This is a genomic window from Tenacibaculum aquaeponti, from assembly GCF_057221555.1.
Window position 1 is genome coordinate 2,396,772 of the sequence record NZ_CM170147.1, and the last position, 25,887, is coordinate 2,422,658.

The window sequence follows — 25,887 nt, forward strand, 5'->3', positions numbered from 1 at the left end:
ATATCGTTTTTACTTTACAAGAATCCAAGCATCTTTAGATGCTTCTTCACGAATAGTTTCAATAGCCTCTTTTGCAGCTTCTTTAGAAGAATAACTAGCTACAGAAACTTGAGTAAGGCCCCATTGGTTTTTTCCAATAATCTTAGCATTACTATATCCTTTTTGTTTTAATTCTGCTATTTTCTTTTCTGCATTCTCTTCTAATTGAAAAGCTCCTGCAATAATGAAAACAGTTTCCTTATTTTCCTTAGTAATGTCTAAACTTATTGTTGGTAATTTATCACCAATAACAAAAGTCGCTTTCTGAATTTTCTCTTCTACTAAATTTTGTTCTGCTACTAAAGTATCAAGGTTACTTTTAGGTGCAAATTGTTGAAATGCAGCCGCACCAGCTAAAAGTATTGCAGCCGCTGCTGCGTATTTAGTAATTCTAAATGGCTTATTTGTAGTTTGCTCATCTTGTGTTATTTGCTCTTCATCAAAAGAAGTAATTGTTGGTAGAGGTATTACCTTTTCTTCTTTTTCAATTACAGGATAACTTACAGATGAGAAACCAAAAGAACTCGTAAGGAAATTTGTAGTACTTTCTGGCTTAAATACTAATTGATCTTCTTCATTTAAAACCAAAGTACCCACTTCATTAATTTCTAAAGCTCCAACTTTTAAAGTTGTTTTCCATTCAGTAACAACTTCAGAAATTTTAGCTACAGCTTCTTCAAATGAAATGTTTAAAATCGAAGCTACTTCATTTGCTAACAAACCATCGTTATGTTGCAACTGTGCATTAAAAGAAATCTTCTTTGTAGGTGGATAAAAAACACCATCAACTAATTGAGTTGTAGTTGTGTTTGTAACAAATCCTCCAAAGTTCGGAACGATCACACAATCGTAACGATATAATAATTCCTTTATGTAGCTTTTCATCATCATAAGTACAAAGTTAGCTTTTTTGTTGATTTAAAAAAAGTATATTTGTGTTTAGTAGACTAGATTTTTTAAAATTTTGGTCTTCTAAATTAAGAAAAAGAAAATGCTAGAAAAAGAACTATTGGCTGTATTGCGTTTACAGTCAACACCAAAAGTTGGTGATATTATATCAAAAAAATTGATACGCACGCTGGGATCTGCATCGCAAATTTTTAAAGAAAAAAAATCTGCTTTACTTAAAATCGATGGGATAGGAGAGTACATTGTTCAACATCTTCTCAATGAAAAAACACTTCTATTAGCCACCAAAGAACTTGAATATATTCAGAAACATAAAATTTCTTATTCATATTGTTTTGATGCTGATTATCCTAAAAATCTACAAAATTGTACAGATGCTCCATTATTATTTTTTTATGACGGAAAATTAAATTGGAAAACTGATCGTATTATTTCTATTGTTGGAACTCGAAATATGACAAATTATGGAAGGGAATTTTGCAGAAATTTCATTGAAGATATAGCTAAATATAATCCTTTAATTGTAAGCGGACTTGCCTATGGTGTAGATATTTGCGCACATCAAACAGCTTTTGATTATGATTTACAAAATATCGCTGTTTTGGCTCACGGACTTAATGAGATTTATCCGAAAAAACACAAACAGTTTTTGCCAAAAATTATGAATAACGGCGGAATTATCTCTGAGTTTTGGCATAACGAACAACCTATGCGTGAAAATTTTTTAAAACGAAATAGAATAGTTGCTGGAATGTCTAAAGCAACAATTATTATAGAATCTGCTGAACGGGGAGGAGCTTTAGTTACCGCAGATATCGCTAATTCTTATCATCGTGATGTTTTTGCAGTTCCAGGAAAAATAACAGATTATTACAGTAAAGGCTGTAACAATTTAATAAAATCGAATCAAGCACATTTATTGAGTTCTGCTGAAGATTTAGTAAAAATGCTGAATTGGGATGTACAAGAAAAACCTACTGTTAAACAGACAGAATTATTCATTAATTTAAATGAATTAGAACAAAAAGTATATGACTATTTATTAAAAAACGGCAAACAACTCTTGGATGTAATTGCATTAGATTGTGAAATTCCGGTATATAAACTATCATCTTTATTACTTCAAATGGAATTAAGAGGAATTATAAAACCTTTGCCAGGAAAGATGTTTGAAATATAAAGAAAGTCTCTTTTTCAAGAGACTTTTTTGTTGTTATATACTTGCTGTAATTCGTGCTGTAATTTCTTCTATTGAACCCATTCCATCGAAAGTTGCTACTTCTAACTTTGTTTTCATGTAAGCAATCGCTGGCTTTGTGGTTTCTTCAAAAATTCGAATTCGTTTTAAATGCGTTTCTGGATCTTTATCGTCTTCTCGATTTGAAGTTTCTGCTCGTTTCTTAGCTCGAAGTAATAGTTCTTCTTTCGGAACTTCAATATCAATTACCTTTTCAATGCTTAATCCTTTTTCAGAAACTAAAGTTAACAGATCGTCCATTTGCGGAATAGTTCTTGGATAGCCGTCTAAGATAATTCCTTCTTCAGATCTGTTTTCATCTAAAATTTGACTGAATAATGTTTTCATGATTTGATCTGGAACTAAATCTCCTTTCTTTTCATATTTTGATAATTCTTTGCCGATTTCAGTTCCTTGTTCTTTTTCCAATCTACAACGATCACCTGTAGAAATGTGTTTATAATTTAAAAGGTTCTTTAAAATTTCACACTGTGTTCCTTTTCCAGAATATGGTGGTCCTGTGATGATTAAAATTTTCATCTTTTTAATTTCTATTTCAAAAGTTTATCTACAAATGTACTTATAAAGTGTTACTCAACCATAAAGGTTATTGGAATTATATAGCGAACACTTACATTTTTTCCGTTGTGTTTTCCTGGAATAAATCGCGGTAGTTTTTCAAACTGTTTTTTGAGTTCTTCTTTAAGTAAAGGATGCGGTGCTCTAGTTTCAATTTTACTTACATTACCTAAACTATCAATTGTAATTTGAGTCAACATTTTCTTTTTTCCTTCTGATAATCCTAAGTTTTCAATAGTAGAAAAATCAAAGTTTTTTGTTACAAATTCATTCATTTTTCGTTCAAAGTTCTTTTCCCATGTTTCATTTGCTCTTTTAACAACACCTTTAAATCTTGGTTGTTTGTCTACAAAACGAAAAGAATGAAATTCTTGAACCTTCTTTTCTTCAGTTATAAGATCTCCCATTACCGGTTCAATTCCATCTCTTCTTTCAACGTAATTTTCTACAATAGGTACACCTCCAATATCTATAACTTCTTCTTCAATTATGTCTCCCATTACCTCAACAATTACTTCTCCTTCTTCAACAATTTCTATTTCTTCAGGTTTAGGTAAACCTCCAACAACAGGTACTTCTTCATTAGTAACAGTTTTGGTTTCACAAGAAGTTTTCATTGCAGAATCTTTCGGATTGAAAACTGTTAAGGAATCTATTGTTTTTTCAATTTTAGTAATGCTATCAATCAACATCACTTTCTCTATTTTCTGAGTTTTTTGTTCTGTTTTACAACTGAATAATGTTGTTCCCATCGCAATAAATAGCGCTAGAAAAAACAGTTTTTGAAATGATAAATTCGTATTGAAAACAGTATCTGGTAATTGAATTACTATAGAATCTAATTGTTTTCTGTAGAAATGACCACAAACTCTTTTTCCTTTATTTTCTGTAAGATATTCTTGAATTTCTTTTGTCGATTTTTTAGTAAAATCAACTACAGTTTTAGAACAAGAAGCACAAAATCTTCCTTTTTCATTTGGGGTCATTTTTTGCCAGTTTTCATGACAAGGTTCTGGAATAGTAATCTTATAGTTTTTCATAGTCTTTTAGCTTTTCATTTGGGTTGCAAATACTATTCCAAAAAAATCTTCATTTAAAATACTTACATTTGAAAAAAACACCCCAATGGAGCATTCAGAAGAAAAATTAATGTCGAAAAAAAAACCTGCTTTTCCTATCAATCACTTTTTAAATGATTACTTGATAGAACACAGCAGAAATATTAAGATTCCAATTTTTTATGAAGATTTACTTCGCTTTCAAGGCTCTGTTGTTGTGTATGATAAGAACGATGAAGATACGCTTTGGGTTCGTGTTTATTTTTCTGAATTTGATCGACAAGAAATTGATTTGAGTTTAAAGAAAGTCTACAACATTTTACACTCCAACGGTAACGAAGACAACATTCAATATTTAAATATTGATGCTGTTGATTATTGTACTTTTGGAAACTCAAAACCTTTCCGTGTGAAAGTGAGAAATGTTTTGAACGATAACTACACGTATTTTTACGTTAAAAAAACAGATGCTTCACGTGTTTATGGTTTAGAATTAGAGCATATTTTATCGCCATACAATCTTAACTTTTTGGTGTATAAAGACACTTTAATCGAAGAACATATTGCCGGAATTCCTGGAGATACATTTATTAAAGAAATTTTACCGAGTTGTACTGAACCTGAAAAATCTCAAATTGCCAAAGAGTTTGTAAAATTTAACGAACGTTGTATGATTCGTTTGCTAGGTGATATGCGTTCGTACAATTATGTGATTGTTCCTACCCACGATTTTGATAGTGTGGTATATAAAATTAGAGCAATTGACTTTGATCAACAATGTTTCGAAGGAAAATTTAAAGTGTATTATCCGCAGTTTTTCAAAGAAAATTATCCAATGGTACAATTAGTAGGAGATAAGCTTCAAGAAAATTCTATTGAACAATATAAATTAGAAGAAAGATCGATTGTAGCTAAACGTATTTTATCTTCTGAAGATCGTTTAAATGAATTAATTTTTTGTATGAAAAATGATGAGATTTCTACAAATGAAAACATAGATCGTTTAAAAATGCAGATTCACGATTTTACAAAAGATATTTCTTTTAAAAAGAGTAAAAATATGGGGGAAGTTTTAGAAAATGCTCTTGATTTTGTACGACGAAATTATGAAGATGTAACTATGCGATAAGTTTTATGGGATTAGATAGTGTTGAACTTATTGTTACTGTAGAGAAAATCTTTAAAATTGATATTCCAGATGAAGAATGTGAGCAAATCTACACTGTTCAAGATTTGATAAATGCTGTAACTAAAAGGATTTTACATCAAAATAATAAAAGAAAAGACCTTCTTTTTAACCGCCTTAAAAAGGCAATCTTAGAAACTACATCAAGTACAATAACCATTGAATTAAAAACCCCGATAATGGACATTTTTAAGCTTAATAATTTAGACTTTCAATGGAAAGATTTAGAAAGATTTTTACAACTTACACTACCAAAATTGGTTCCTTTAGATTTTAACGATAAATTAGATACTCATGTCAAAATTTTAGGTTTAAAAATTTTCAAACGTAGATCACCTGTAACAAAGGGTAATATCGGCCAATTAGTCGACTGGATAATTTCTTTGAACTATCAAAAAATCATTGATATTACAGAATCAATCTCTGAGTATGATATCCAACGAATAGTTGTTGGAATTGTAAGTGATTCTGTTGGTTTACCTGTGAATGAGATTGAACTTCGTCATGCTATGACAACAGATTTAGGTATTGACTAATTTACTTTTTCTTACTTCGAATACTTTCTATAACTACAGTAGCTAAAATTAAACTTCCACCGATTAATGTATTCATATTTGGAATTTCGTGTAAGAAAATGAATGCTAGAATAATTCCGAAAATTGGTTGTACACTACTAATAATACTTGTAGTTGATGCTGTAAAAAACTGGAGAGAATATACCATTAAACTATGTCCGATTGCTGTAGTTAAAAAAGCCAACAATAGTAAATATGGTAACTGACTTTGTACACCAGAAATATCCATAAAAAATAGTGTAGGGAAGAGGCAAACTGAAATAATTACGGTTTGATAAAACATTAAAACCACACCGTTATACTGACTAACATAACGTTTTAAAATCAAAATTCGGATGGCATAACACAATGCTGAAATTACTCCGAAAATCATACCTTGAACGGTTGTGTTTTCAAAAGTAAAATCTGGTGATAAAATGTATAAACCAAGTAAAACTAAAACTCCAAGAACAATATAAATCGGATTGAATTTTACCTTTAAAAAAACCGGTTCTAAAAAAGCAATAAGAACAGGAAATGTATATAAAGACAACATTCCTACTGCAACATTCGAAAGTTTTAATGCATAGAAATAGGTAATCCAATGGATTCCCATGAAAACACCTGCAATAAGAAATGGTAAAAAATGACTTTTAGATTTTAACGATAACGGTTCTTTTTTAATTTGTAAAAACACAAATAAAATTACCATAGCAAAAGCTGCTCTAAAAAAGATAATTACTTCAGAAGGCATGGCAATATATCGACCTAAAACTCCCGATGTACTGATAAAAAAAGTAGCTAATAGTAAGCCTAAAACCTTTTTAAAATGTGAGTTATTCATTTGTGTAACTTTCTATTTTAATAATCGCAATATCATCTGTAGGAACATAATCAAAGTTTCTTTCTAAGGTCTTAATTTTTGACTTTAATGTCATTGATTTTTCTTCATGTAAAAGAAAACAAATAATTTCATTTTCAGACTTATACGTTTTACTGTTTTTTAAGTTTTTAAAAGCAAAAATTCCATCTGTGGCTAAACTAAGTGTTTTAAAATTAGGAACCGTAATTTTTTGTGTTTGATTATGATACCAATTATGAAAAGAATCTTTTAAATGATATGCTAAATAATTAGGTTTATCACTACTTTCAAAATCATAATGTTTTTGATTAACAGTAACTAAACCATCTCCAGCTATTAAAATTTCTGTTTCTTTTGTTTCTGTATTTACAATAGCCAAAATTAGAGTAGAAAGTAGTTCATAAACATCTAGATCTAACAGGTTTTTAATTACTTTTAGTTCATTAAAAAATTGTTCGGAAATAGTATATAATTTATCCGATAATTTCGTTTTTTCTTTTGTGATAAAGTCTTTGTGGAACTCTTTTTTACTGATGTTTCTTAATAGTTTCCCGAATAAAATTGAGGCGAAAACAGATTCATTTCCAGATGAGCAACCATCAAAAACAGCCACTAATCTTTCATGATCAGCTGTATTCTCAATAAGTAAAAAGTCTTCGCAATGGTTGGTGTGAAATTCACCTATTTGAAGTATATAATCTATGTGCATTCCCTGCAAAAATAGGGAATGACTTTTAACTACTATAATTTTACTTTATAAAAATCTTATTCAAGATTTTTCTTGTTTTTTTACTATTGATTTTCAATTTATCATTTAAAATTTTTCCTTTGTCTGATAACAAAACTACTGTTGGAAAAGAAGAAATATTATAGGTTTTCACAAACTTTCCTTTAGATCCATTGAAAAATAAATGTGTTCCTTTTTTATTCGTTTTTTCAACAATATTTTTCCACTTTTCAAAATCCTCTTTTTTATCTACAGAAATGTTTACAAAAACGATATTATAATCGTGGTAATCATCTTTAAGTTTTTCAATAGTTTTAAAATCTTCGACACAAGTTTCACACCAAGAAGCCCAAATATTCATTAGAATATAATTGCCTTTGTATTCTGAAAGTTTTACTTCCTCTTCATTTTCTGTTAGAAAATCGAACTTAGATAAATTTTTAGACGCTTCTACCAAACGAACCTGATCATATTTCACTCTTGCATCAGCAATTAATTCTAGTGTAGAAGAATTCGATTTAATTAAGCTGTAATAGTCTCTTGTTCTTTTTGGAGTGTCTTTACTCATTAATTCAAACAAACTCTCTAAAACACCTTGTTTTAAAGCATCAGTGCGAATTGAAGACAAGATATCTCGCATCATTTTTAGATTCTCAGCATTTTCAAGATCTTTTCGCCATTTTAGAATACTTAACTCTGCGTAAGAATTGTATTTTTCAAAAAGATGATCGGTATCAAAATGAATATGACTTAGTGGTTCTAAAAACCTTTTTGAAGGATTAATACTATCTTTAAATTGATAAAAAGATTTAGCATCTTCAAACCTTAATAGATCTAAAGAATAACCAAACTGAAGGTTTTTCATTTCTTCATCAACAAAATCTTTATCTAAGTTTCCAGAGAATAAAATTCCATAGAGACCTTTGTAGTAACCGTCGATTTTACGGAGATACGCATTTTCATCTCCTTCATAAAATTCACGATCGAAATACTTTCTTGTATTTGCATTTCCATTTAAACGCGAAGCGTTTTTTTCTGATAAAAACTTATTGATTGAAGCTCCTTTGCCAGAAAACTCCATTGAATTTCTAAAATCTTCCGAGTCAAATTTTATAGTAAGTTCATGTTCTGGTTTGATATACAGAACTACTTCTTCATCTTCTTTTTTTAAGTAGTAATATCCTTCATCTAAACTTATTTTTTCTAATTCGAAGTTTAGTTCTTTTAGTGTGATGTTTCGCACTACTTCATTTGTCACTTTTCGAATCGAAAAAGTGCTTCCAATTGTATCATTTTCTATATTAAAAAATATCTTTTGTCCAAATAAACTAGTAATACTAGATAATAATAAACAAGTAACTATTTTTTTCATAATCATTACGTTACACACTACAAATTAACTCATTTATCTCTCTATTAAGCAATAAATATGCCTAAAATAAATCTTTCTATTATTTTAAAAGCTTGTTTAAAAGCTGCTTTGTTTTTTCTTGAGATGGTTTGCTTAAATGACTTTCTACGATTTTTCCTTCAGGAGAAATTAAAATAAAACGAGGAATCGAACTTACACCAAAATCACTCACAAACTCAGAGTTGAAAGCGTTATCTGAAAACAACTGCACTCCATTTAATTCCTTTTCATTTAACATCTTTTTCCAAAGGTCGTATTCTGTCTTTTCATCTACTGAAATTCCTACAAAAACGATGTTTTTATCTTGATATTGTGTGGCCATTTTTTTTAAATGTGGTACTTCCTTTAAACATGGCGTACACCAAGTTGCCCAAATATCAATAAACACATATTTCCCTTTAAAATCTTTTAAAGATACTTTGTTTCCGTCTTTATCTTCAAAAGTAAATCCAGGTGCTTTTTTACCAATTGCTGTAGATTTTACCTTATTGTATTTTTTTCTTGCTTTGCTGACAAATTCTTGATTAGGAACGTATTTTCTAATCAACTCATAGTAAAACTTCGACTTTTCTGGTGTGTCTGAAATTCGATATAACGCATCTACAATTACATCAACAAAAATTTGATTGGTTTTAATTTTTCTGAACGAAGTTTCCATTTCCTTAAAACTCGTCGCTTTTTTTAATTCTTTCTTCCATTTACTAGATGCTAAATTCTTGTAAGACGGATAAATACTATACAATTTTGCGTCGTCGTAATACACATCTTTTAACTCTCTAAAGAAATCAGCATTTAACTTTGGTTCTTTTCCTGTACGATATTTTATTGCGTGTGGATAGTAAAAAACATCATTTAAATAATTGAACTGTAAGTCTACCAATTCGTGTTTTCTAAAACTCTCATCATCTACTTTATTTAATAATCCTTTTAGCTCTTTATGAATCCCTCTAATTTTAGATAAATACTCATTTTCACTTCCGTTATAAAAGCTATCAGCATCTTTCCAACGTTCTTTTAACAACTTCTTTTTTGCTAACAAATAATTATTTACCTCTGCTCCTTTACCAGAAAAACTTATCGTTTTATTAAAATCTTTAGCATCAAAATGTACCTCTAAATTAAATTCTGGCTTTAAATAGATGTAAGTTGAATTACTGTTTTTTCTAAGTAGAAAATAGCCCTCAATTCCTCCAAGATCTCCAGTATTAAACTTTGTTCCTTGAATTGGTATTTCCTTCACCATTTTCTTATGAATGTTTCTTAATGAAAAGGTTACATCTTGCGATGAGTTTTTTGCCGTACCATAAATGGATTGTCCAAATATTGATGTCGTACAAAATGCTAAGCTTAAAATTGTTATCGTTTTTTTCATTCTTTTCCTTTTTTCTTTTTGAATTTGACGACAAATGTACATATTCTTTTTTTCAGGTATTTATAACGGATTTTAAGGCTGTATTCGACTATGTTTTTCGCCATATTAAGGAATAAAAAACAGGCGCCTTCGAGTACCTCAGACACCTATTTTATATATTACACTTTTTGCAATGTTTCTAAAGCTTTTTTAACTGTATCAATCTTAATAAATGTGATTAACAATCGTAAACCATTTTTGGTTTGCTTTTCTTTCATCACACAGCTTTTAGAATTGTGCTGTACATACTTCAGCATTTTGGTAAATGCTTCTGTTTGATAGAAATCACTTTGCTGATCAGATACAAAATACCCAATCATACGTTTTTGTTTTAGAATGATTTTCTCTAATCCTAATGATTTTGCTAACCATTTGATACGAACAGAATCTAGTAAATCTTGAACCTGAGTTGGATATTCACCAAATCGGTCGATTAAATTGGTTTCAAAAACTTGTAGTTCTTCTTCTGATTCTAATTCGCCTAATTGTTTGTATAAATTCAAACGTTCTGTAATAGAATTCACATAATCATCTGGGAATAAAATCTCAAAATCAGTATCAATTTGAACTTCTTTTACATATTCTTTCGGACCAGCATTTTCATCAACAGGATATAAATCTTTAAATTCATTTTCCTTCAGTTCTTCAATCGCTTCCTTCAGAATTTTCTGATAGGTATCGAAACCAATATCGTTAATAAATCCACTTTGTTCTCCTCCTAATAAATCTCCAGCTCCACGAATTTCTAAATCTTTCATGGCAATATTCAATCCGCTTCCTAATTCAGAAAACATTTCTAAAGCCTGAATACGTTTACGCGCTTCTTCCGTCATCATATGATAAGGTGGCGTGATAAAATAACAGAATGCTTTTTTGTTAGAACGTCCTACACGACCACGCATTTGGTGTAAATCTGACAATCCGAAGTTATTGGCATTATTAATAAAAATCGTGTTGGCATTTGGTACATCTAATCCACTTTCAATAATTGTCGTTGACACTAAAACATCGAACTCTCCATTCATAAAAGCCAACATTAATTCCTCTAGCTTTTTCCCTTCCATTTGTCCGTGTCCGATTCCAATTTTTGCTGAAGGAACCAAACGTTGTAACATTCCGGCAACTTCTTTAATATTCTCGATTCTATTATGAATAAAAAATACTTGACCTCCTCGTGAAATTTCATAGGAAATCGCGTCACGCATAGTTTCTTCCGACAAACGAACCACATTGGTTTCTACTGGATGACGGTTTGGTGGTGGTGTTTTTATGACTGATAAATCACGCGCTGCCATTAAACTAAATTGTAACGTACGCGGAATTGGCGTTGCTGTTAAAGTTAATGTATCTACATTTTCCTTAATGGTTTTTAATTTATCTTTTGCTGCAACTCCGAATTTCTGTTCTTCATCAATAATTAATAAACCTAAATCTTTAAACTGTACATTTTTGTTCGTTAATTGATGTGTTCCAATGACTATATCTATAGAACCATCGGCAACACCTTCTAAAACGCCTTTTTTATGTTTTGCGGTACGAAAACGGTTTAAGTAATCTATTTGTACAGGAAATTGTTTTAAACGCTCAGAAAACGTCTTAAAATGCTGAAATGCTAAAATTGTAGTGGGTACTAATACCGCAACTTGCTTTCCGTTGTCTACAGCTTTAAAAGCGGCACGAATCGCAACTTCTGTTTTTCCGAAACCAACATCACCACAAACTAAACGATCCATTGGTTGATCTTTTTCCATATCGGTTTTTACATCTTGAGTTGCAGAAAACTGATCTGGCGTATCTTCATATAAGAAACTCGCTTCTAACTCATGTTGCATGTGCGTATCTGGACCAAAAGCGTGTCCTTTTTCTAATTTACGCTTTGCATAAAGTTTGATTAAGTTAAAGGCAATTTCTTTAACTCGAGTTTTCGTTTTTTGCTTGATTTTCTTCCACGCATTCGATCCTAGTTTAAAAATCTTTGGTGGTTTTCCATCTTTTCCATTGAATTTAGAAATCTTGTGTAGCGAGTGAATACTCACATACAAAATATCGCGATCGCCATAAATTAATTTAATCGCTTCTTGTTTCTTTCCTTCAACATCGATTTTTTGTAATCCTGCGAATTTTCCAACTCCGTGATCGATATGTGTTACATAATCACCTTTTTCTAAATTGGTTAATTCTTTTAGCGTAATCGATTGTTTTTTGGCGTAGCCATTTTTCAGTCGGAACTTATGGTAACGTTCAAAAATTTGATGATCGGTATAGCAAACTATTTTCTGATCTTCATCGATAAATCCTTGATAAATCGGAAAAACTACGGTTTCGTAATGTACCTCAACATCGGCATCTTCAAAAATATCATGAAAACGCTGTGCTTGTTTTTCATTGGCACAGAAAATATAGTTAGTATATCCTTTGGAATGATGAACATTTAAATCTTCGATTAATAAATCGAACTGCTTATTAAACGATGGTTGTGAACGGACTGAGAATGAAATCTTACCGTCACCCTGAACTTGTTTCAGGGTCTCACCTGAGTGAGCAGCGCTTTTATCTGGATGAGATGCTGAAACAAGTTCAGCATGACGCTTGTCCAAATAAGCCACAGTAAAATCTTGCAATTGATTTTTAATCAATGTTCCGTCGCAGAACAATTCTGATGGTTTTGAATGTTTAATGTCTTCCGACAGTTTTTCAAATTCTACTTCCGCTTTGCGGAAAAATTTATCGAGATTTCCGGTAAGTAAATCCTGATTTTTAATCAGCAATACCGTTTTTGCCGAAATATATTTTAAAAAGCTTTCTCGCGATTCTTGTAATGCCTTGTTTTCTACATTTGGCATAATACTCACCTTGGTGAGTTTTTCTTTCGACAATTGTGTTTCTACATCAAAAGTTCGGATGCTGTCTACTTCATCACCAAAAAATTCGATTCGATACGGTTCGTCGTTTGAGAATGAAAACACATCTACAATTCCTCCACGTACTGAAAACTCTCCAGGTTCGGTAACAAAATCAACTCGATTGAAATTGTATTCGAATAATACTTCGTTGATAAAATCGAGAGATAAATTTTCACCTTGATTTACCTTGAGTGTGTTTTTTTCCAGTTCTTTCTTCGTTACTACTTTTTCGAATAGCGCAGTAGGATAGGTAACAATTATCGCTGGTTTTTTTCGTGAATTGATACGGTTCAGCACTTCCGATCTTAACAATACATTGGCGTTGTCGGTTTCTTCAATTTGATACGGACGACGATACGAACCAGGATAAAACAGTACGTTTTTTTCTCCCAGTAATTGCTCCAAATCGTTTAAATAGTATGCCGCTTCTTCTTTATCGTTACAAATAAATAGAAAAGGTTTATCGGCAGTTTTAAAAGTTTCGGATATCACAAAAGACAACGAAGAACCGACCAAATTCGATAATTGAAAGTGGTTTTTTTCTTGTTGTAAGGCCTGTTGTACCAAAGCTACCTTTGTAGCATTTTGGTAGTAGTTTACAATGGTTTGCTTACTCAACGGTAAAAATTTTGAGCAAAGATACGGGGATAGATCAATATTCTAAAAAAACAATATTAAAAACTAACTTTTATTACGATACTTATTCATCTCATAATTTGGTGGAGTTGGTTTAAAATGATTATTCTTTTCTTGAAGAATATTATTAAAAGACTGAAAAACCCTCAATTTTTCAATATCAATAAAAGCTGTTAGAATAGAAACATTTTCACCTCCCTTAATTTTAGCAATATCTCGAAGATAAGATTTAGAAGGTTGATTTATTCTAGAATCGCCATACTGAGAAGTATTAACTTGTATTATATAGGCATGGATATCTCTAGAAACACTTTCTACAATATTTGAAAAATACGTTAAATCTCTATTATGTTCGATGGCAACAAGAAAATCTACATTTCCTCTAAAAAGACTTCTTTTTTCAATATCACATAATTCAAAGCAATTAAATGAACTAAACATCAAACCTTTCCACAAGTATAAACGTAATTTATCACTTGAAAACTCTGCTTTTAAAGGTAATGAATAATCTTTACGTCCAATAATTTGATTAACTTCATCAGGAGAATAATCTTTTTTTAATCTAAAATCTATATACAGGTTTTTATATCCTTTAAATTTAAAGGGAAGAGTAGTTAAGATATAATTATAAACTCTATTATTCTTCGTAAAATGCTCAACACCTGCAATAATACCAATGCTATTTAATCTAGAAAAATTTGTTAAAATAGAAACCCACTGATAGGGTAAACATATTTCTGGAAAAATTATAAGTTCACATTTATTCTTTAGTGCTTGGTTCAAAATAACATTCAATTCATTTAATCTATTAAACGATAAATTTGGTTTACCAAGCATTGAAGAAATTGAATTCTTTGAATTAACTTTAATGTTCGCAATAGCTATTTTTAATTTATCACTTTTTGGTTTATCCGAAATAACAACACTTTTGATTAAATTTGACTTAACTGCTTTAAAGTTTCTAGGATACACGTTTCCATATCCTTTATTTTCGTCCAATTTATTAAATTTCAAATACTCTTCTAATGCTTTCTTTTCTGGATTAAATGCTCTATCAAATTTTTCAAAATTCCACCTCTTTAAATAATGGAAATAAACTATTTCGTGATAGTGTATAAATCTCGGCGAATACTTTATTTTGAAGGGATCAATCTTAAATTTAGTGTTTTTTTCTACAACTTGATTTGTATATGAAAAGTCATCAGATTGTTTACAGTAATTCAATAAAGGGAAAAAAGAATAGTTCTGCCTGAACATATTAGCTTCAATTAAAGAATGAGCATCATTATTAATTTTTTTTAAATATTTATTGATGTCATTTTCAGTTTTACTGAATAAAAACTGTTTAATAACCTTCTCCTTAAAAAACTTTCTATTCAAAGTTGCAGACATTGAAATAGAATAATGTAAGTGATTTTTTAAAGTTTCAATTATTGACTTTTTCACATTTTCAATTTCACTTGAAAGTGAATTCGATATCTCAATACTCGAAATTATTAATGATTGAGCTTTTATAAAATCAATTAAATGATTTTCAGCTTTATTAATTACAAAGAAAGTAATCACTTTTTCCCATAATAAATTTAATTCTAAACTTCTAACACCAGAAAAATAATCAAGAATCTTTGACGAAATATTATCGAGTTCTTCTTTATCTAGTTTTTTTGAATATTGAGTTGCAGATATTAACTTTCTTAGATGCTTTGAAGCTCCAAGTTTATTGGTTTTAATTCCATCGATAGATCTTATTTTATTTACCGTATCTGAATATATTAACTCATATGATTCTGAATTGAAAGTTTCAAAAATTTGTTTTGCTTCAGGTTGTAATCTAAATTCACTACTGTTTTTCTTAATCTCCTTTTCAAACTTGTTTAAAATCTCTATTGATTCACCTTCAAATAAATGATATAATTTTACCTTTTCATCCTGAAAAATTAATGTATTCCCTTTTATTTCAATATTGTAATCATTTTGATTATCAATGTTTCTTACGATTCTCAAGTTTTCATTCCAGCAATCTTGATTAATTAAATATTTGTCTAAAAAAACGGAAACGGGATCTTTATCATCTTTAGAAATTTGTGGATTTGAAATAACTAAAAGAATATCATCAACATATCTTCCATAATACTCAGGCTTTATATTATTTTCAATTCTTTTATCTAAATCAATTAAATAAAAATTTGAAAGAATACTAGAAGAGAGTAAACCTATTGGCAAAATATTTTTCGAGGTATTTAAAATTCCTTGTTTATTAATTATTTTTCTGTATTCTTCATGAACTTCAAATAAAAAATCATTTAACCATTTGTAATCTTCAGGTACATATTTTATAATTTCTTTTTTTTCTAAATCAACAGAATTATAATATTCTTTAATGTCTAAATTAAGTATTGCAACATCATTTTTCTGATTATGGATTTCTTTAGCTTTTTTTATCGCATTATCTCTCCATTCATTATACTTATTAAAGTACTTTTCAAATAAGTGAATAGAATTATTATCGAATACTTGCTCTTCGTCTCTTTGTAAAATATTTCCATAACAGTTCTTAGATAAATGAAAGTCAAGGTTTTTACCGATCTTCATAATCCAAAGTACAGAAATAACATGAATTTCAACTGGACAATTTATAAAGGGAGTTATTTTTGTAACTTGATAGGAATCTTGAATGTTTGAGTTAGAGAAGTAAAATGAACTATTTTCAGAAATAGTATTCTTTTCAATTCTTTTTGGAAAAACGGAATAAGTTATTTCTGAAAATAAGTCGCATAGTTCTTTGTTATTTATATAATTACTTATTTTTTTTGCAAGCAATCTAAATTTTTCATCTACATCCCTATCTCTTTCAAATTCAGAAATTTTCATTCTCAAATCCAGCGAAAAGTTCTCGTGATAAATATAAGATTTTAGCTTTCTGTAAGCATATTCTAAATCTCTAATTAATTCGAAATTATTCATTATATTATTATATATAAATTAGCTTTAAGATCTGTGAATTTCTTAAAGCTATAGAGTCATCAAAATAGATTTAATAAAAATGAAGGAATAGGAGGATTATTCTATTACTTTATCTTCTTTCGGTTGCTAAAGAAAATAAAATTATTTAGGGTTGTTTACCTGTAACATAGGGGAAAAACACCCTTTTTTTGGTCAGTGATCTGTTGTCAGTAAACAATGATCAATGTTTTATTAGTGTAATTTTGTTTTTAACCATTAGAAATCAGATTATTATAATCTAACCATGATGAGAAGCTGAAATACTGAAATAAATTCAGCACAAGTAAATTCAGCTTGACGAATGTGATGTTCCAAGATAAACACTTGTATTTTAAAAGTCGTGAATAGAAAAAATGAGTTATACAATTGTGTCTTACTCGATACATGTATTTATCATTCTTTGTCTTGATACAAAGAACCAAAAATCAAGACTTCAGATCATCAACTAAAAATCTTCGAACTAATTCTAAAATAAAATAACTCGGCGTTGCCTCAAACAAATTTTATTTCTTAACGAATTTATTCTCTATTTTCTTTACGTTGATTCTCTGAGGTCAGAATTCAATAAAGTTTAAAAAACAACGTTACAGGAAGCTGAAATGAATTTAACTTGGCGAATGTGATGTTCCACGATAAACGTCATACAGAGATTAAGCCATAAAATCCACCGAAAGAAACGAGCAAAATGAAAAGCTGTTTGAGCGATAGCGAGTTCTTTTCATTTCGTTTCGAGGATGTGAGTTTTATGTGTGAAAAGCTATGAAGACTAGATTTTTTTGTTTAGTTCAGTCATTTTTTATTGGTTTAAGTCTTCATGAATCTCCTAAAGTCGATTTCTTTTTTCATCAATGGAAAAAAGAATGAAAGGTATAATGTTTCTTAATCGATAAATATATTTGTTATTATTTCCTTTCTTTTTCTTGACAAAACCTTTCGACTTTCGCTCAAGACAGGCTTCACAAAAGTCAAGACTTCAGATCATCAACTAAAAATCTTCGAATGAATTCTAAAATAAAATAACTCGGCTTTACCTCAAACAGATTTTATTTCTTAACGAATTTATTCTCTATTTTCTTTACGTTGATTCTCTGAGGTCGAAGTTATATAAAGCTTAAAAAACAACGTTACAGGAAGCTGAAATAAATTCAGCTTGACGAGAACGAAATTGTTACACAGTAAACACTTGTATTTTAAACGTTATGAAAAGAAAAAAGTGTTAAGAGAGTTTAATGATTGTTTCAAAATACTACAAAATTATCAGCGATACTCGCTGTTAACTCTGAAATATTACGAAGTTATAAGCGACATTCGCTAGGGATTTCAAAACTCTACAAAGCTATCAACGAACTTCGTTAACACTTATGAAACTCTGCGAAACTATTAGCGAACTTCGTTGATAAAATTGTTTCAAAACAGAAGTCATTCCGAACTTGTTTCGGAATCTCATCAAGAGAAGTACAAGTGAATTCAACACTATGAGAAGCTGAAATGAATTCAGCTTGACGAACGAAATTGTTCCACGGTAAACGTCATACAGAGATTGAACCATAAAATCCACCGCAAGAAACGAACAAAATGAAAAGCTGTTTGAGCGATAGCGAGTTCTTTTCATTTCGTTTCGAGGATGTGAGTTTTATGTGTGAAAAGCTGTGAAGACTAGATTTTTTTGTTTAGTTCAGTCATTTTTTATTGGTTTAAGTCTTCATGAATCTCCTAAAGTCGATTTCTTTTTTCATCAATGGAAAAAAGAATGAATTATAATTTTTAAATCAACTAAAATTTAAACCTAATCTCAGCAGTATGAGAAGCTGAAATAAATTCAGCTTGACGGGAACGTGATGTTCCACGGTAAACGTCATACTTTACTTTTACTTAATGCGTTTTTTAAATTGTATAGAAATTTTACTTTAAAGTCGAAAATAGTTCTCGATACAACTCCCCAAGATCGTCACTCGAACTGACATTTTGATTTGAATATTCCAAAAAGTTCAATGTCTTTTCTGGCTGGAACGGAATTGTAACTTTTTTCAAAAGATAGGACTTCAAAATATTCAGAGAAATAACTCAAATATTCTTCTTTATCACCGCCAAATGGACGCTTTTCTAGATCTCCAGTTAATGGAATATCAAACCATAAGCCAACTAATTTCCCGTTTGGTTTTAATAACTCGTACATCTTTTTTGCATAAGCTTTTCGAGTTTCTGGAAGTGGAGGAAAAGAACAAAAAAATGTTTGCTCAATAATTAAGTCATATTGACCTTCAATCTCGAAAAAATCGGCTTCTAAAAGTTGATTTTTAGGGAAATCAGGATTTCGTTCTGCAAATGCTTGTAAAGGTTCGTTAGCAATATCTAAAACCTCAACATTTGAAAATCCGTTTTTATATAAATATTCTGCTTCGTAAGAGTTTCCTGCTCCAGGAATTAGAATCCGTAAATCTTTGTTGATTAATTGATCGAAATACGTTTGTAATGGGAGGGAAGCTGCGCCTAAATCCCAACCAGTTCTTTCTTCAATGTAGCGTTGCGACCAATAATCTTTTGTTGTACTCAAATTGTTTTTTGTTTTACTTAAAAATACAAAAATACCGATAGCTTTCACTACCGGTACTACACAATAACTATTTAATTCCTAATTTTTGATATTAGTTTCCTAAAATTACAGTATACACAACTTGGTCTACATTCCAACCTCTTTCGTTGAAACATCCGTTTTGTGCATCAGCTTGAATAAAAGCGATTTTTAATGGCTTGATTTGACGCTCGATTTCTGCAATATGAGCATCAAATTGGTATTGATATCTATCTAAATTAATATCAGAATCTCCATCGATATAATATGAATAATCGAAAGTAAATTGTTGTGCTTGTGGAGGGAAAATTAAAGTTCCTTGTGTAAAATTAATACAATTTGAAGTATTTACATATTCTTCAATTTCTAAAGCTGTTTCACTTCCACAACCGATATCGCTATCTAAAGTACAGTTTACAATTCTTTGAGAAACAATGGCTTTATTTTGTTTTGTTCCCGATTGTAATTCTTTTACTATTTCTTGAATATCTGGAGTGTTAGAAACATCGATTACCTTAACAAATTGTTGGTTTAGGTTGCTAGTTGGTACAGTTTCTGTTGCTACAGTGTCATCATTTTGACAGTTATTAAATACTACCAATGCCACAGCAACAAAAAATAATTTAAAAATTTTCATTTTTATGAAGATTAAAAGGTTAATTCGAAACGAATTTACCCAAAATCATCATCGGAAAAACAAGGTTTTAAAATGGTGATAATTGTATAATATTCTTAAAGTTAACTTAACAACTTAATGAAGTTTTCTTTTGAAATTTTTAATCGATTTTACATAAATTAATTTTTATTGTACATTAAGCTTTTGTTGTTCTACCATAAAATCGAAACACAAATCCTCTAATCTTTTACCATTAACAGTTGCGTTCCATGGACCATGACCTTTTCCTTCTAAAGGATAAAAAGCATGGTTAACTCCTGTAGCAATATAATTATCTCTTAAAGCTTCACCTTCGCTAAATAATACTGTAGGATCCTCTGTTCCATGCATTATAATTATTGGTGCATTTGAAGCATTAAAGCGTTCTTTACCATACAAATCATTAATAATTTTTACAGAAATACCGCTTCCCCAGAAATCTAAAACTGTATGAACTTTTGTCGATTGTTCTAAATTGGTTGTTGCCAATGTAGGATCTAAAGTCATAGAAATTTCTTCTGTATAATCTTCTGCTGCGGTAACACCTAACATTGTTGCTGTTATTGCTCCTGCAGAACCTCCGCCAACAGTAATATAATCCGTATTTATTTTATAATTTGAAGCATTTGAATGTAGCCAACGTAAAGCTGCTTTAGCATCTCTACTTGCAGGATAAATTGCATAAAATTGATCTATTTGAGAAGGTTCTAAACTATTCTGAGCAAAAGGAATCCAAGCAGTTGGAATTGTTCCTAAATCACCTTGTAATCTGTAGTTTATAGAAAATGCAACCCAACCTCTCGAAGCAAAATAGTTTGCTAAATTTGTTATTTGTGGAACATCTTTAGATCCAGATATAAAACCACCACCATGTATTAACAAAACTGCTGGTCTATTATCATTTGTATTATTAGGAATGTAAACATCTAATTTTAGTTGTTTTATAGTGTAATTTGTACTATTTATGGTTTCATGACTTAATCCTTCTGCATATACTATATCACGCGTAACTAAAACTTCATAAACAGCATCTGTTGTAACTATTGGTGTTTCTTCATTTATTTCAGGAGTTTCTTCATTATTTTCTTCACTACAAGACATTAATAAAATAGAAAACAATAGGGTATAAATTGTATACTTCATGATTCGTATATTTTTATTTATATGACAAAAATTATTGCTAATAGTTTAATTTTAAATTATTTCTCTTCAATATATAAAATTTCTTGGGCTATAAAGAGTGACTTTTTATCGATTTTTTTATCTAAAAAGATGTAGGATTATTTAAATTTATAACAACAAAAAATTAAAAAAATATGTCTATATCAGATTTATACGCTAGCGGTCAACACAAACAAGAAATAGGTCATTTTGCAAGTATCGTTAAAATTGCTTTAGTTGATAATATGATCACTGAAGCTGAACAGAAATTATTAGATAAAGCTGCTAAGAAATTAAATATTAGCGAAGAAGAATATAAAGAAATACTTAAAAACCCAGATGTTTACCCTATAAACCCACCAATTGGTTATGATGAAAGTATTGAACGTTTATATCGTTTAACTACGATGATTTTTGCTGATGGTAATGTTGATAAAGATGAAGTTCTGTTAATGAGAAAAATAACAACAGCTTTAAGTTTCCCTTTAGATAATGTTGAAAAAGTTTGTGATGAAGCTATTCATTTAGTAATGAACAACAATGATTTAGAGGTATTTACAGAGGCAATTAAAAAAGTAAATTCTATATAGATTTTACATACTAAAACAAAAATTTAGTAGTTTAGTAAACTATAACCATCCCCAAATTATGATTATGAGAAAATTTTTTTTCGTCGTAACAGTATTCGTAGTTGCTAATATTTTTGCCCAAGTAGAGTCAAATAGAAACAGAAAATGGCAAATTGGTCTCGGAGCCGGTGTTGTTAAATTTTCAGATGAAGATGCAAGTTTTATAGGAGACAAAAACATGATTCAAATTCCAAGATTGAATTTAACTATTCCCATTGGTGAACAATTATCTTTAGATGGTGCCATGTCTTTTAATAGTTTTGGTGTCGGTTTTATTGATAACTCAGTAAAATATTTTTCATTAGACGGTTCTATTCGTTACAATTTTACTGAATTATCTGAAGATTTTCTTCCTTATGTTTTTGCTGGTGGAAGTTTAGTAGATTCCGAAAGAAAAATGACTCCTACTTTTAATGTAGGTGCTGGTCTTACTTATTGGATTACTAATTCTATAGGTTTAAACACACAATTGTATTATAAACATTCTTTAGAATCTTTTGAAAGTATGCGTTCTCATATACAGATTACAGGTAGTTTAATTTATTCTTTCGATATTGGTAATTTATTTTCAGGAAGAGCAACTTCTGCCATTGGAGGAGCTTGTTATTTTAACCAACATTAATTATTTGTAATGAAAGTGTTTGCCTTGTTTTTTTGTATTAGTATTTCTCTATTTTTAGTTATTTCTAAAGGAAAAAATAAAGAAGAAAAGAATCCGAAAGTACAGACTGATATCTGTAGTTTTGATGGCAAAAAACTTTACGGTAAAATTAAACTTGTTGAATATTCATCTCAAGCAGATATTAAAGTTAAAATCGTTAATTCTTTTCCTGATGTAAAGGTAAAATTTGTAGAAAGTTTCGCCGATAATTGTGGTGAATGGCAAATCGTTGAACATGGTGAAGACTTACGTGTATACATCACAGAAAATTTTGCAGATTTAAAAATTAAACCTGTGAATTCTTTTCCAGGAATGTCTCGCTAATTAAAAACTATACATAATTCCGTTTGTTAATCGGTATTGTTCCTTTGGAATACCTAAAACCGGAAATTCATCATATTGATAAGTGAAAGTTGTAGCAAATCTTAAATTTTTAACGATTTTAAAAGACATTGTTGTTTGACTAGAAATTCTAAAATCAGAAAATAAATCAAATCTCGGTTGAAAGTATGTAGTACTCGCAATCGAGATATTTTTTGTTGGAAATAAACTCATAGAAAAATATGAACTATTTCTCCAATCTCTATTCGTTATTTTTTCATCAGACTCAATCACCTTTTCATTTTCATACATAACTAAATTACCAAAATATAGCTTGTATTTCTCCGATTTAGACAATTTAAAGCGTAAACCCACACCAATTAAACCTCTTAATCGAATTGCAGCTATTTCGTTCTCCTGAGACTGTAAAAACGCCTCTAGAGCGATTTTCTCACGAAATCGATAGTTGTACCTTAAATGCTGTGCGTTTTTGCTTACAAGCTTATTAGAATTCGCTTCTCTAAAATCTAAATCATTAACAAACAACCATAAATGCTTATTGGTCTTGTACTGTACACGTATTCTATTAGAAAAACCAAATATTGTATTTCTATTTTTTATTAAATGTAAATCTAATCGTGCAAAACCAGACCAACCTGTTGTATCTGTAACCCGTCTCAAGTTTTCAACATTAATAATTTGAGAGGATAATATAAACGGGAATAGTAGTATTAGAAAAGAAATACGTTTTTTCATTTTGTTTTAGCTAAACTATTGTTGATTTAAAAGCATTATAAAACTCTTGCTGAAGTTGTTCTATTTGTGCTGATTTATATTTTCTTGAAAAATGTACAGGAATAGGATTTTTTATTCTAGCTTTTTTAGCTATTTCACCTGATTTTGCTGCATAACTATGAAAGTTTTTGATTGCCAACTCTTTATCTTCATTCAAATAAAAAGATTCTATGTAAACAGTTTCACAGTCTTTAAAATGTTCTTGAATTTTTTGATGATTTTTTTCACTAGGAGCGTGGTCCATAATAATTCCTAAACTATCTCCTAATTGAACTTCCAATAAATAAAAAAGATCTTCTGCTGTATAACTACTTTCAGCTATAATAATTTCTCTCCTTTTATCATTATTTTCAAAAGCTTCCTTTAATTCTTTCACCCATTTACCAGGCTTAAAATCACTTTTCTTTATATTAATTTTAATTTTTTCTTTTTCTTGAAATTTATAAGCTACCGTTGGAATTTTATGATCTAACAGCACACAAGAAACTGAAAATTCTTTGTCTTCGAAAACCTGTTTATTTGTGACTTCTTTTACTTTTTTTAGTTCCCAAATTGGTGGTTTTAATTCATAAACAATATAGTAATTAGCTGATATCAATTCTCTTACTTCATAAGTAATTGAATTTTGATTAATAAGGTTCCACGTGTAACCTTTTAGCTTCGATTGTACTTGGGCTGCAATACCTTTTGGACCTAAAATAATTACATGTAACTCAGTACCAATCTGATGCCTAATTATAGCATCAAAATTAATAAAGTGGTCGATATGAGTATGACTTATAAAAACAGCTTTTATGTTTTGTATTTCTTTTACTGTTAATAAACTCGCTTCACCACAATCACATAAATAATTCCAAGAATGATTGTCTTTCTGAACAAGAATAGAAATATCTTCTTCTGTAGTACTTTTTACTGTAGTTGTAAACATTTTTTTCTTTTTCTCTAATTCGTTGCAAAGAAACAAAAATCTAAAATGATTGAAAGAAAAAAGCGTTATTAAGTAGTGTAATAACGCTTTTAAAATATTCATTTGTGATAAACTATCCTAAATTAGTTATCGCATTTTGTATTCTTTTAATAGTTGTTTCTTTACCAACCATAATCATAATTTCAAATAAATCTGGTCCAGCAAGTTTGCCAACTAAACTTAATCGTAATGGTTGCATTACTTTACCAAAACCTATTTCTTTTGAAGTAATCCAACCTTTAATTTCAGTTTGTGCATTTTCAATAGTAAAATCTTCAATTCCTTCAATTACAGAAACCAATTCCGTCATTAAAGCTCCAGTAGTTTCTTTCCACTGTTTTTTAGCTGCTTTTTGATCATATTCTTTAGGATCTTGGAAGAAAAAACTTGATAAATCCCAAAAATCTTGTACAAAAACTGCACGTTCTTTAATTAAAGAAACTACCTTCTCTACAAAGTCTTTATTAGCAGTAATCCCCTGATTTTCAAGTATTGGTAAAAACAAACTAACTAACTCATTATCAGGTTTTTGTTGTAAATATTGTTGATTAAACCACTTTGTTTTATCTAGACTGAATTTTGCTCCAGATTTACTTACTCTAGCTAAATCAAAGGCTTGAATTAAAGCTTCTAGTGAGAATAATTCTTGCTCCGTTCCAGGATTCCAACCTAATAAAGCTAACATATTTACAAAAGCGTCCGAAAAATATCCATCTTCTCTATATCCACGTGAAACATCTCCAGATTTTTCATTCGTGTATTCTAATGGAAAGACTGGAAAACCTAATTTATCACCGTCACGTTTACTTAATTTTCCTTTACCAACTGGTTTTAAAATTAAAGGTAAATGCGCAAATTTTGGTGATTCCCAACCAAATGCAGTATATAATAGTGAATGTAATGGGAGAGAAGGTAACCATTCTTCACCACGAATTACATGTGAAATTTCCATTAAATGATCATCAACAATATTCGCTAAATGATAAGTTGGCATACCATCAGATTTAAATAAAATCTTATCATCCAATGTATTAGTATCAATCTTAATTGTTCCTCTTACTTCATCTTGTAAAATTAAAGTTTCGTCTTGAGGTGTTTTAAAACGTACTACATATTTTTCTCCTGCTTCTATTTTTTGCTGAACTTCTTCTTCAGAAAGGACTAAAGAATTCACCAATCTTCCTTTTTCACGATTATGCCAATTGTAAATAAATGTTTTACCTTTTGCTTCATGATCTTTACGATGTGCATCTAATTGATCCGCAGTATCAAAAGCATAATATGCCCAACCGTTTGCTAATAATTCATCAGCATATTGTTTATATAAATCTTTACGTTCAGATTGTCTGTAAGGACCAAATTTCTCATTCTTTCCTGGACCTTCATCAAAAGGAATTTCACACCATTCTAAGGCATCTACAATATACTGTTCTGCATTAGCTACATAACGTGTTTGATCGGTATCTTCGATTCGTAAAACGAATGTTCCATTATGTTTTTTTGCAAATAAATAATTGAATAATGCGGTTCTTACGCCACCTATATGTAACGGTCCTGTTGGACTTGGCGCGAAACGCACACGAACGTTGTCAGACATTTTTTTAATTTTTT

The 25,887-nt window shown here is 29.9% G+C and carries 21 protein-coding genes; 6 read left to right on the top strand and 15 right to left on the bottom strand.

What is annotated here, in order from left to right; genetic code table 11:
• Positions 1–9: 9 nt before the first annotated feature.
• Positions 10–930, bottom strand: coding sequence for an HU domain-containing protein (locus AC2TEO_RS10745; protein ID WP_442264821.1), 921 nt, complete (start codon positions 928–930; stop codon positions 10–12).
• A gap of 100 nt (positions 931–1,030) precedes the next feature.
• Here AC2TEO_RS10745 and dprA point away from each other — a divergent pair, with 100 nt between their 5' ends.
• Positions 1,031–2,128, top strand: a complete 1,098-nt coding sequence (gene dprA / locus AC2TEO_RS10750; RefSeq protein WP_442264822.1) for a DNA-processing protein DprA — start codon at positions 1,031–1,033, stop codon at positions 2,126–2,128.
• Between the two features lie 33 nt (positions 2,129–2,161).
• Here the strand turns inward: dprA and AC2TEO_RS10755 are convergent, their stop codons facing one another.
• On the bottom strand, positions 2,162–2,725 hold the full coding sequence (locus AC2TEO_RS10755; RefSeq protein WP_442264823.1) for an adenylate kinase family protein: 564 nt from the start codon (positions 2,723–2,725) through the stop codon (positions 2,162–2,164).
• 50 nt (positions 2,726–2,775) lie between these two features.
• Entirely contained in the window at positions 2,776–3,804 is a 1,029-nt protein-coding gene (locus tag AC2TEO_RS10760; protein ID WP_442264824.1) for an energy transducer TonB, read from the bottom strand.
• 85 nt (positions 3,805–3,889) lie between these two features.
• Between AC2TEO_RS10760 and AC2TEO_RS10765 the strand changes: the two genes are divergently transcribed.
• Together AC2TEO_RS10765 and AC2TEO_RS10770 are read left to right on the top strand one after the other, a co-directional pair.
• A complete protein-coding gene (locus AC2TEO_RS10765) occupies positions 3,890–4,951 on the top strand; it encodes a hypothetical protein (protein WP_442264825.1) in 1,062 nt (353 codons plus the stop codon).
• A 5-nt stretch (positions 4,952–4,956) separates the two neighbouring features.
• Positions 4,957–5,544: an acyl carrier protein gene (locus AC2TEO_RS10770; protein ID WP_442264826.1), complete on the top strand. Its 588-nt coding sequence runs from the start codon at positions 4,957–4,959 to the stop codon at positions 5,542–5,544.
• A gap of 1 nt (position 5,545) precedes the next feature.
• On the opposite strand, the gene AC2TEO_RS10775 is transcribed toward AC2TEO_RS10770, so the two are convergent.
• The 9 genes from AC2TEO_RS10775 to AC2TEO_RS10815 all read right to left on the bottom strand — a co-directional run bounded on the left by AC2TEO_RS10775 (position 5,546) and on the right by AC2TEO_RS10815 (position 20,885).
• Positions 5,546–6,406 (bottom strand): DMT family transporter, encoded by an 861-nt coding sequence (locus AC2TEO_RS10775; RefSeq protein WP_299678164.1) that lies wholly within the window; start codon positions 6,404–6,406, stop codon positions 5,546–5,548.
• Complete coding sequence (locus tag AC2TEO_RS10780) at positions 6,399–7,133, bottom strand: protein phosphatase 2C domain-containing protein (RefSeq protein ID WP_442264827.1); 735 nt, start codon at positions 7,131–7,133, stop codon at positions 6,399–6,401. Before AC2TEO_RS10780 ends, AC2TEO_RS10775 begins: the two co-directional genes overlap by 8 nt.
• 40 nt (positions 7,134–7,173) lie before the next feature.
• A complete protein-coding gene (locus AC2TEO_RS10785; protein WP_442264828.1) occupies positions 7,174–8,523 on the bottom strand; it encodes a TlpA family protein disulfide reductase in 1,350 nt (449 codons plus the stop codon).
• A gap of 79 nt (positions 8,524–8,602) precedes the next feature.
• On the bottom strand, positions 8,603–9,934 hold the full coding sequence (locus tag AC2TEO_RS10790) for a TlpA family protein disulfide reductase (RefSeq protein ID WP_442264829.1): 1,332 nt from the start codon (positions 9,932–9,934) through the stop codon (positions 8,603–8,605).
• Positions 9,935–10,092: 158 nt separating this feature from the next.
• A complete protein-coding gene (gene mfd, locus AC2TEO_RS10795; protein ID WP_442264830.1) occupies positions 10,093–13,494 on the bottom strand; it encodes a transcription-repair coupling factor in 3,402 nt (1,133 codons plus the stop codon).
• 63 nt (positions 13,495–13,557) lie between these two features.
• Positions 13,558–16,476, bottom strand: coding sequence for an RNA-directed DNA polymerase (locus AC2TEO_RS10800; RefSeq protein ID WP_442264831.1), 2,919 nt, complete (start codon positions 16,474–16,476; stop codon positions 13,558–13,560).
• A gap of 1,987 nt (positions 16,477–18,463) precedes the next feature.
• The gene (locus tag AC2TEO_RS10805; RefSeq protein ID WP_442264832.1) at positions 18,464–19,069 is read right to left on the bottom strand and encodes a methyltransferase domain-containing protein; all 606 of its coding nucleotides are present in this window, start codon (positions 19,067–19,069) and stop codon (positions 18,464–18,466) included.
• A gap of 91 nt (positions 19,070–19,160) precedes the next feature.
• The gene (locus tag AC2TEO_RS10810; RefSeq protein ID WP_442264833.1) at positions 19,161–19,724 is read right to left on the bottom strand and encodes a hypothetical protein; all 564 of its coding nucleotides are present in this window, start codon (positions 19,722–19,724) and stop codon (positions 19,161–19,163) included.
• Positions 19,725–19,889: 165 nt separating this feature from the next.
• On the bottom strand, positions 19,890–20,885 hold the full coding sequence (locus AC2TEO_RS10815) for an alpha/beta hydrolase (RefSeq protein ID WP_442264834.1): 996 nt from the start codon (positions 20,883–20,885) through the stop codon (positions 19,890–19,892).
• A gap of 173 nt (positions 20,886–21,058) precedes the next feature.
• Between AC2TEO_RS10815 and AC2TEO_RS10820 the strand changes: the two genes are divergently transcribed.
• The 3 genes from AC2TEO_RS10820 (at position 21,059) to AC2TEO_RS10830 (ending at position 22,517) form a co-directional block, all read left to right on the top strand.
• The gene (locus AC2TEO_RS10820; RefSeq protein WP_442264835.1) at positions 21,059–21,493 is read left to right on the top strand and encodes a TerB family tellurite resistance protein; all 435 of its coding nucleotides are present in this window, start codon (positions 21,059–21,061) and stop codon (positions 21,491–21,493) included.
• Positions 21,494–21,557: 64 nt separating this feature from the next.
• Positions 21,558–22,154, top strand: coding sequence for a putative outer membrane beta-barrel protein (locus tag AC2TEO_RS10825; protein WP_442264836.1), 597 nt, complete (start codon positions 21,558–21,560; stop codon positions 22,152–22,154).
• 9 nt (positions 22,155–22,163) lie between these two features.
• Positions 22,164–22,517 (top strand): 7(1) septoil knot domain-containing protein, encoded by a 354-nt coding sequence (locus AC2TEO_RS10830; protein ID WP_442264837.1) that lies wholly within the window; start codon positions 22,164–22,166, stop codon positions 22,515–22,517.
• Here AC2TEO_RS10830 and AC2TEO_RS10835 read toward each other — a convergent pair whose 3' ends face one another.
• From AC2TEO_RS10835 to gltX, 3 genes are all read right to left on the bottom strand, one after another.
• Positions 22,518–23,270, bottom strand: coding sequence for a DUF481 domain-containing protein (locus AC2TEO_RS10835; protein ID WP_442264838.1), 753 nt, complete (start codon positions 23,268–23,270; stop codon positions 22,518–22,520).
• A gap of 10 nt (positions 23,271–23,280) precedes the next feature.
• Entirely contained in the window at positions 23,281–24,237 is a 957-nt protein-coding gene (locus AC2TEO_RS10840; RefSeq protein ID WP_442264839.1) for an MBL fold metallo-hydrolase, read from the bottom strand.
• Between the two features lie 112 nt (positions 24,238–24,349).
• A complete protein-coding gene (gltX, locus tag AC2TEO_RS10845; RefSeq protein WP_442264840.1) occupies positions 24,350–25,873 on the bottom strand; it encodes a glutamate--tRNA ligase in 1,524 nt (507 codons plus the stop codon).
• Positions 25,874–25,887 lie beyond the last annotated feature (14 nt).

Coding starts and splice junctions, on each gene's coding strand:
- gltX (WP_442264840.1), bottom strand. CDS start 25,873: ATGTCTGACAACGTTCGTGTGCGTTTCGCGCCAAGTCCAACAGGACCG.
- AC2TEO_RS10770 (WP_442264826.1), top strand. CDS start 4,957: ATGGGATTAGATAGTGTTGAACTTATTGTTACTGTAGAGAAAATCTTT.
- AC2TEO_RS10825 (WP_442264836.1), top strand. CDS start 21,558: ATGAGAAAATTTTTTTTCGTCGTAACAGTATTCGTAGTTGCTAATATT.
- AC2TEO_RS10785 (WP_442264828.1), bottom strand. CDS start 8,523: ATGAAAAAAATAGTTACTTGTTTATTATTATCTAGTATTACTAGTTTA.
- AC2TEO_RS10815 (WP_442264834.1), bottom strand. CDS start 20,885: ATGAAGTATACAATTTATACCCTATTGTTTTCTATTTTATTAATGTCT.
- AC2TEO_RS10840 (WP_442264839.1), bottom strand. CDS start 24,237: ATGTTTACAACTACAGTAAAAAGTACTACAGAAGAAGATATTTCTATT.
- AC2TEO_RS10775 (WP_299678164.1), bottom strand. CDS start 6,406: ATGAATAACTCACATTTTAAAAAGGTTTTAGGCTTACTATTAGCTACT.
- AC2TEO_RS10745 (WP_442264821.1), bottom strand. CDS start 930: ATGATGATGAAAAGCTACATAAAGGAATTATTATATCGTTACGATTGT.
- AC2TEO_RS10765 (WP_442264825.1), top strand. CDS start 3,890: ATGGAGCATTCAGAAGAAAAATTAATGTCGAAAAAAAAACCTGCTTTT.
- dprA (WP_442264822.1), top strand. CDS start 1,031: ATGCTAGAAAAAGAACTATTGGCTGTATTGCGTTTACAGTCAACACCA.
- AC2TEO_RS10755 (WP_442264823.1), bottom strand. CDS start 2,725: ATGAAAATTTTAATCATCACAGGACCACCATATTCTGGAAAAGGAACA.
- AC2TEO_RS10780 (WP_442264827.1), bottom strand. CDS start 7,133: ATGCACATAGATTATATACTTCAAATAGGTGAATTTCACACCAACCAT.
- AC2TEO_RS10820 (WP_442264835.1), top strand. CDS start 21,059: ATGTCTATATCAGATTTATACGCTAGCGGTCAACACAAACAAGAAATA.
- AC2TEO_RS10800 (WP_442264831.1), bottom strand. CDS start 16,476: ATGAATAATTTCGAATTAATTAGAGATTTAGAATATGCTTACAGAAAG.
- AC2TEO_RS10835 (WP_442264838.1), bottom strand. CDS start 23,270: ATGAAAAAACGTATTTCTTTTCTAATACTACTATTCCCGTTTATATTA.
- AC2TEO_RS10760 (WP_442264824.1), bottom strand. CDS start 3,804: ATGAAAAACTATAAGATTACTATTCCAGAACCTTGTCATGAAAACTGG.
- AC2TEO_RS10790 (WP_442264829.1), bottom strand. CDS start 9,934: ATGAAAAAAACGATAACAATTTTAAGCTTAGCATTTTGTACGACATCA.
- AC2TEO_RS10810 (WP_442264833.1), bottom strand. CDS start 19,724: ATGAAAATTTTTAAATTATTTTTTGTTGCTGTGGCATTGGTAGTATTT.
- AC2TEO_RS10830 (WP_442264837.1), top strand. CDS start 22,164: ATGAAAGTGTTTGCCTTGTTTTTTTGTATTAGTATTTCTCTATTTTTA.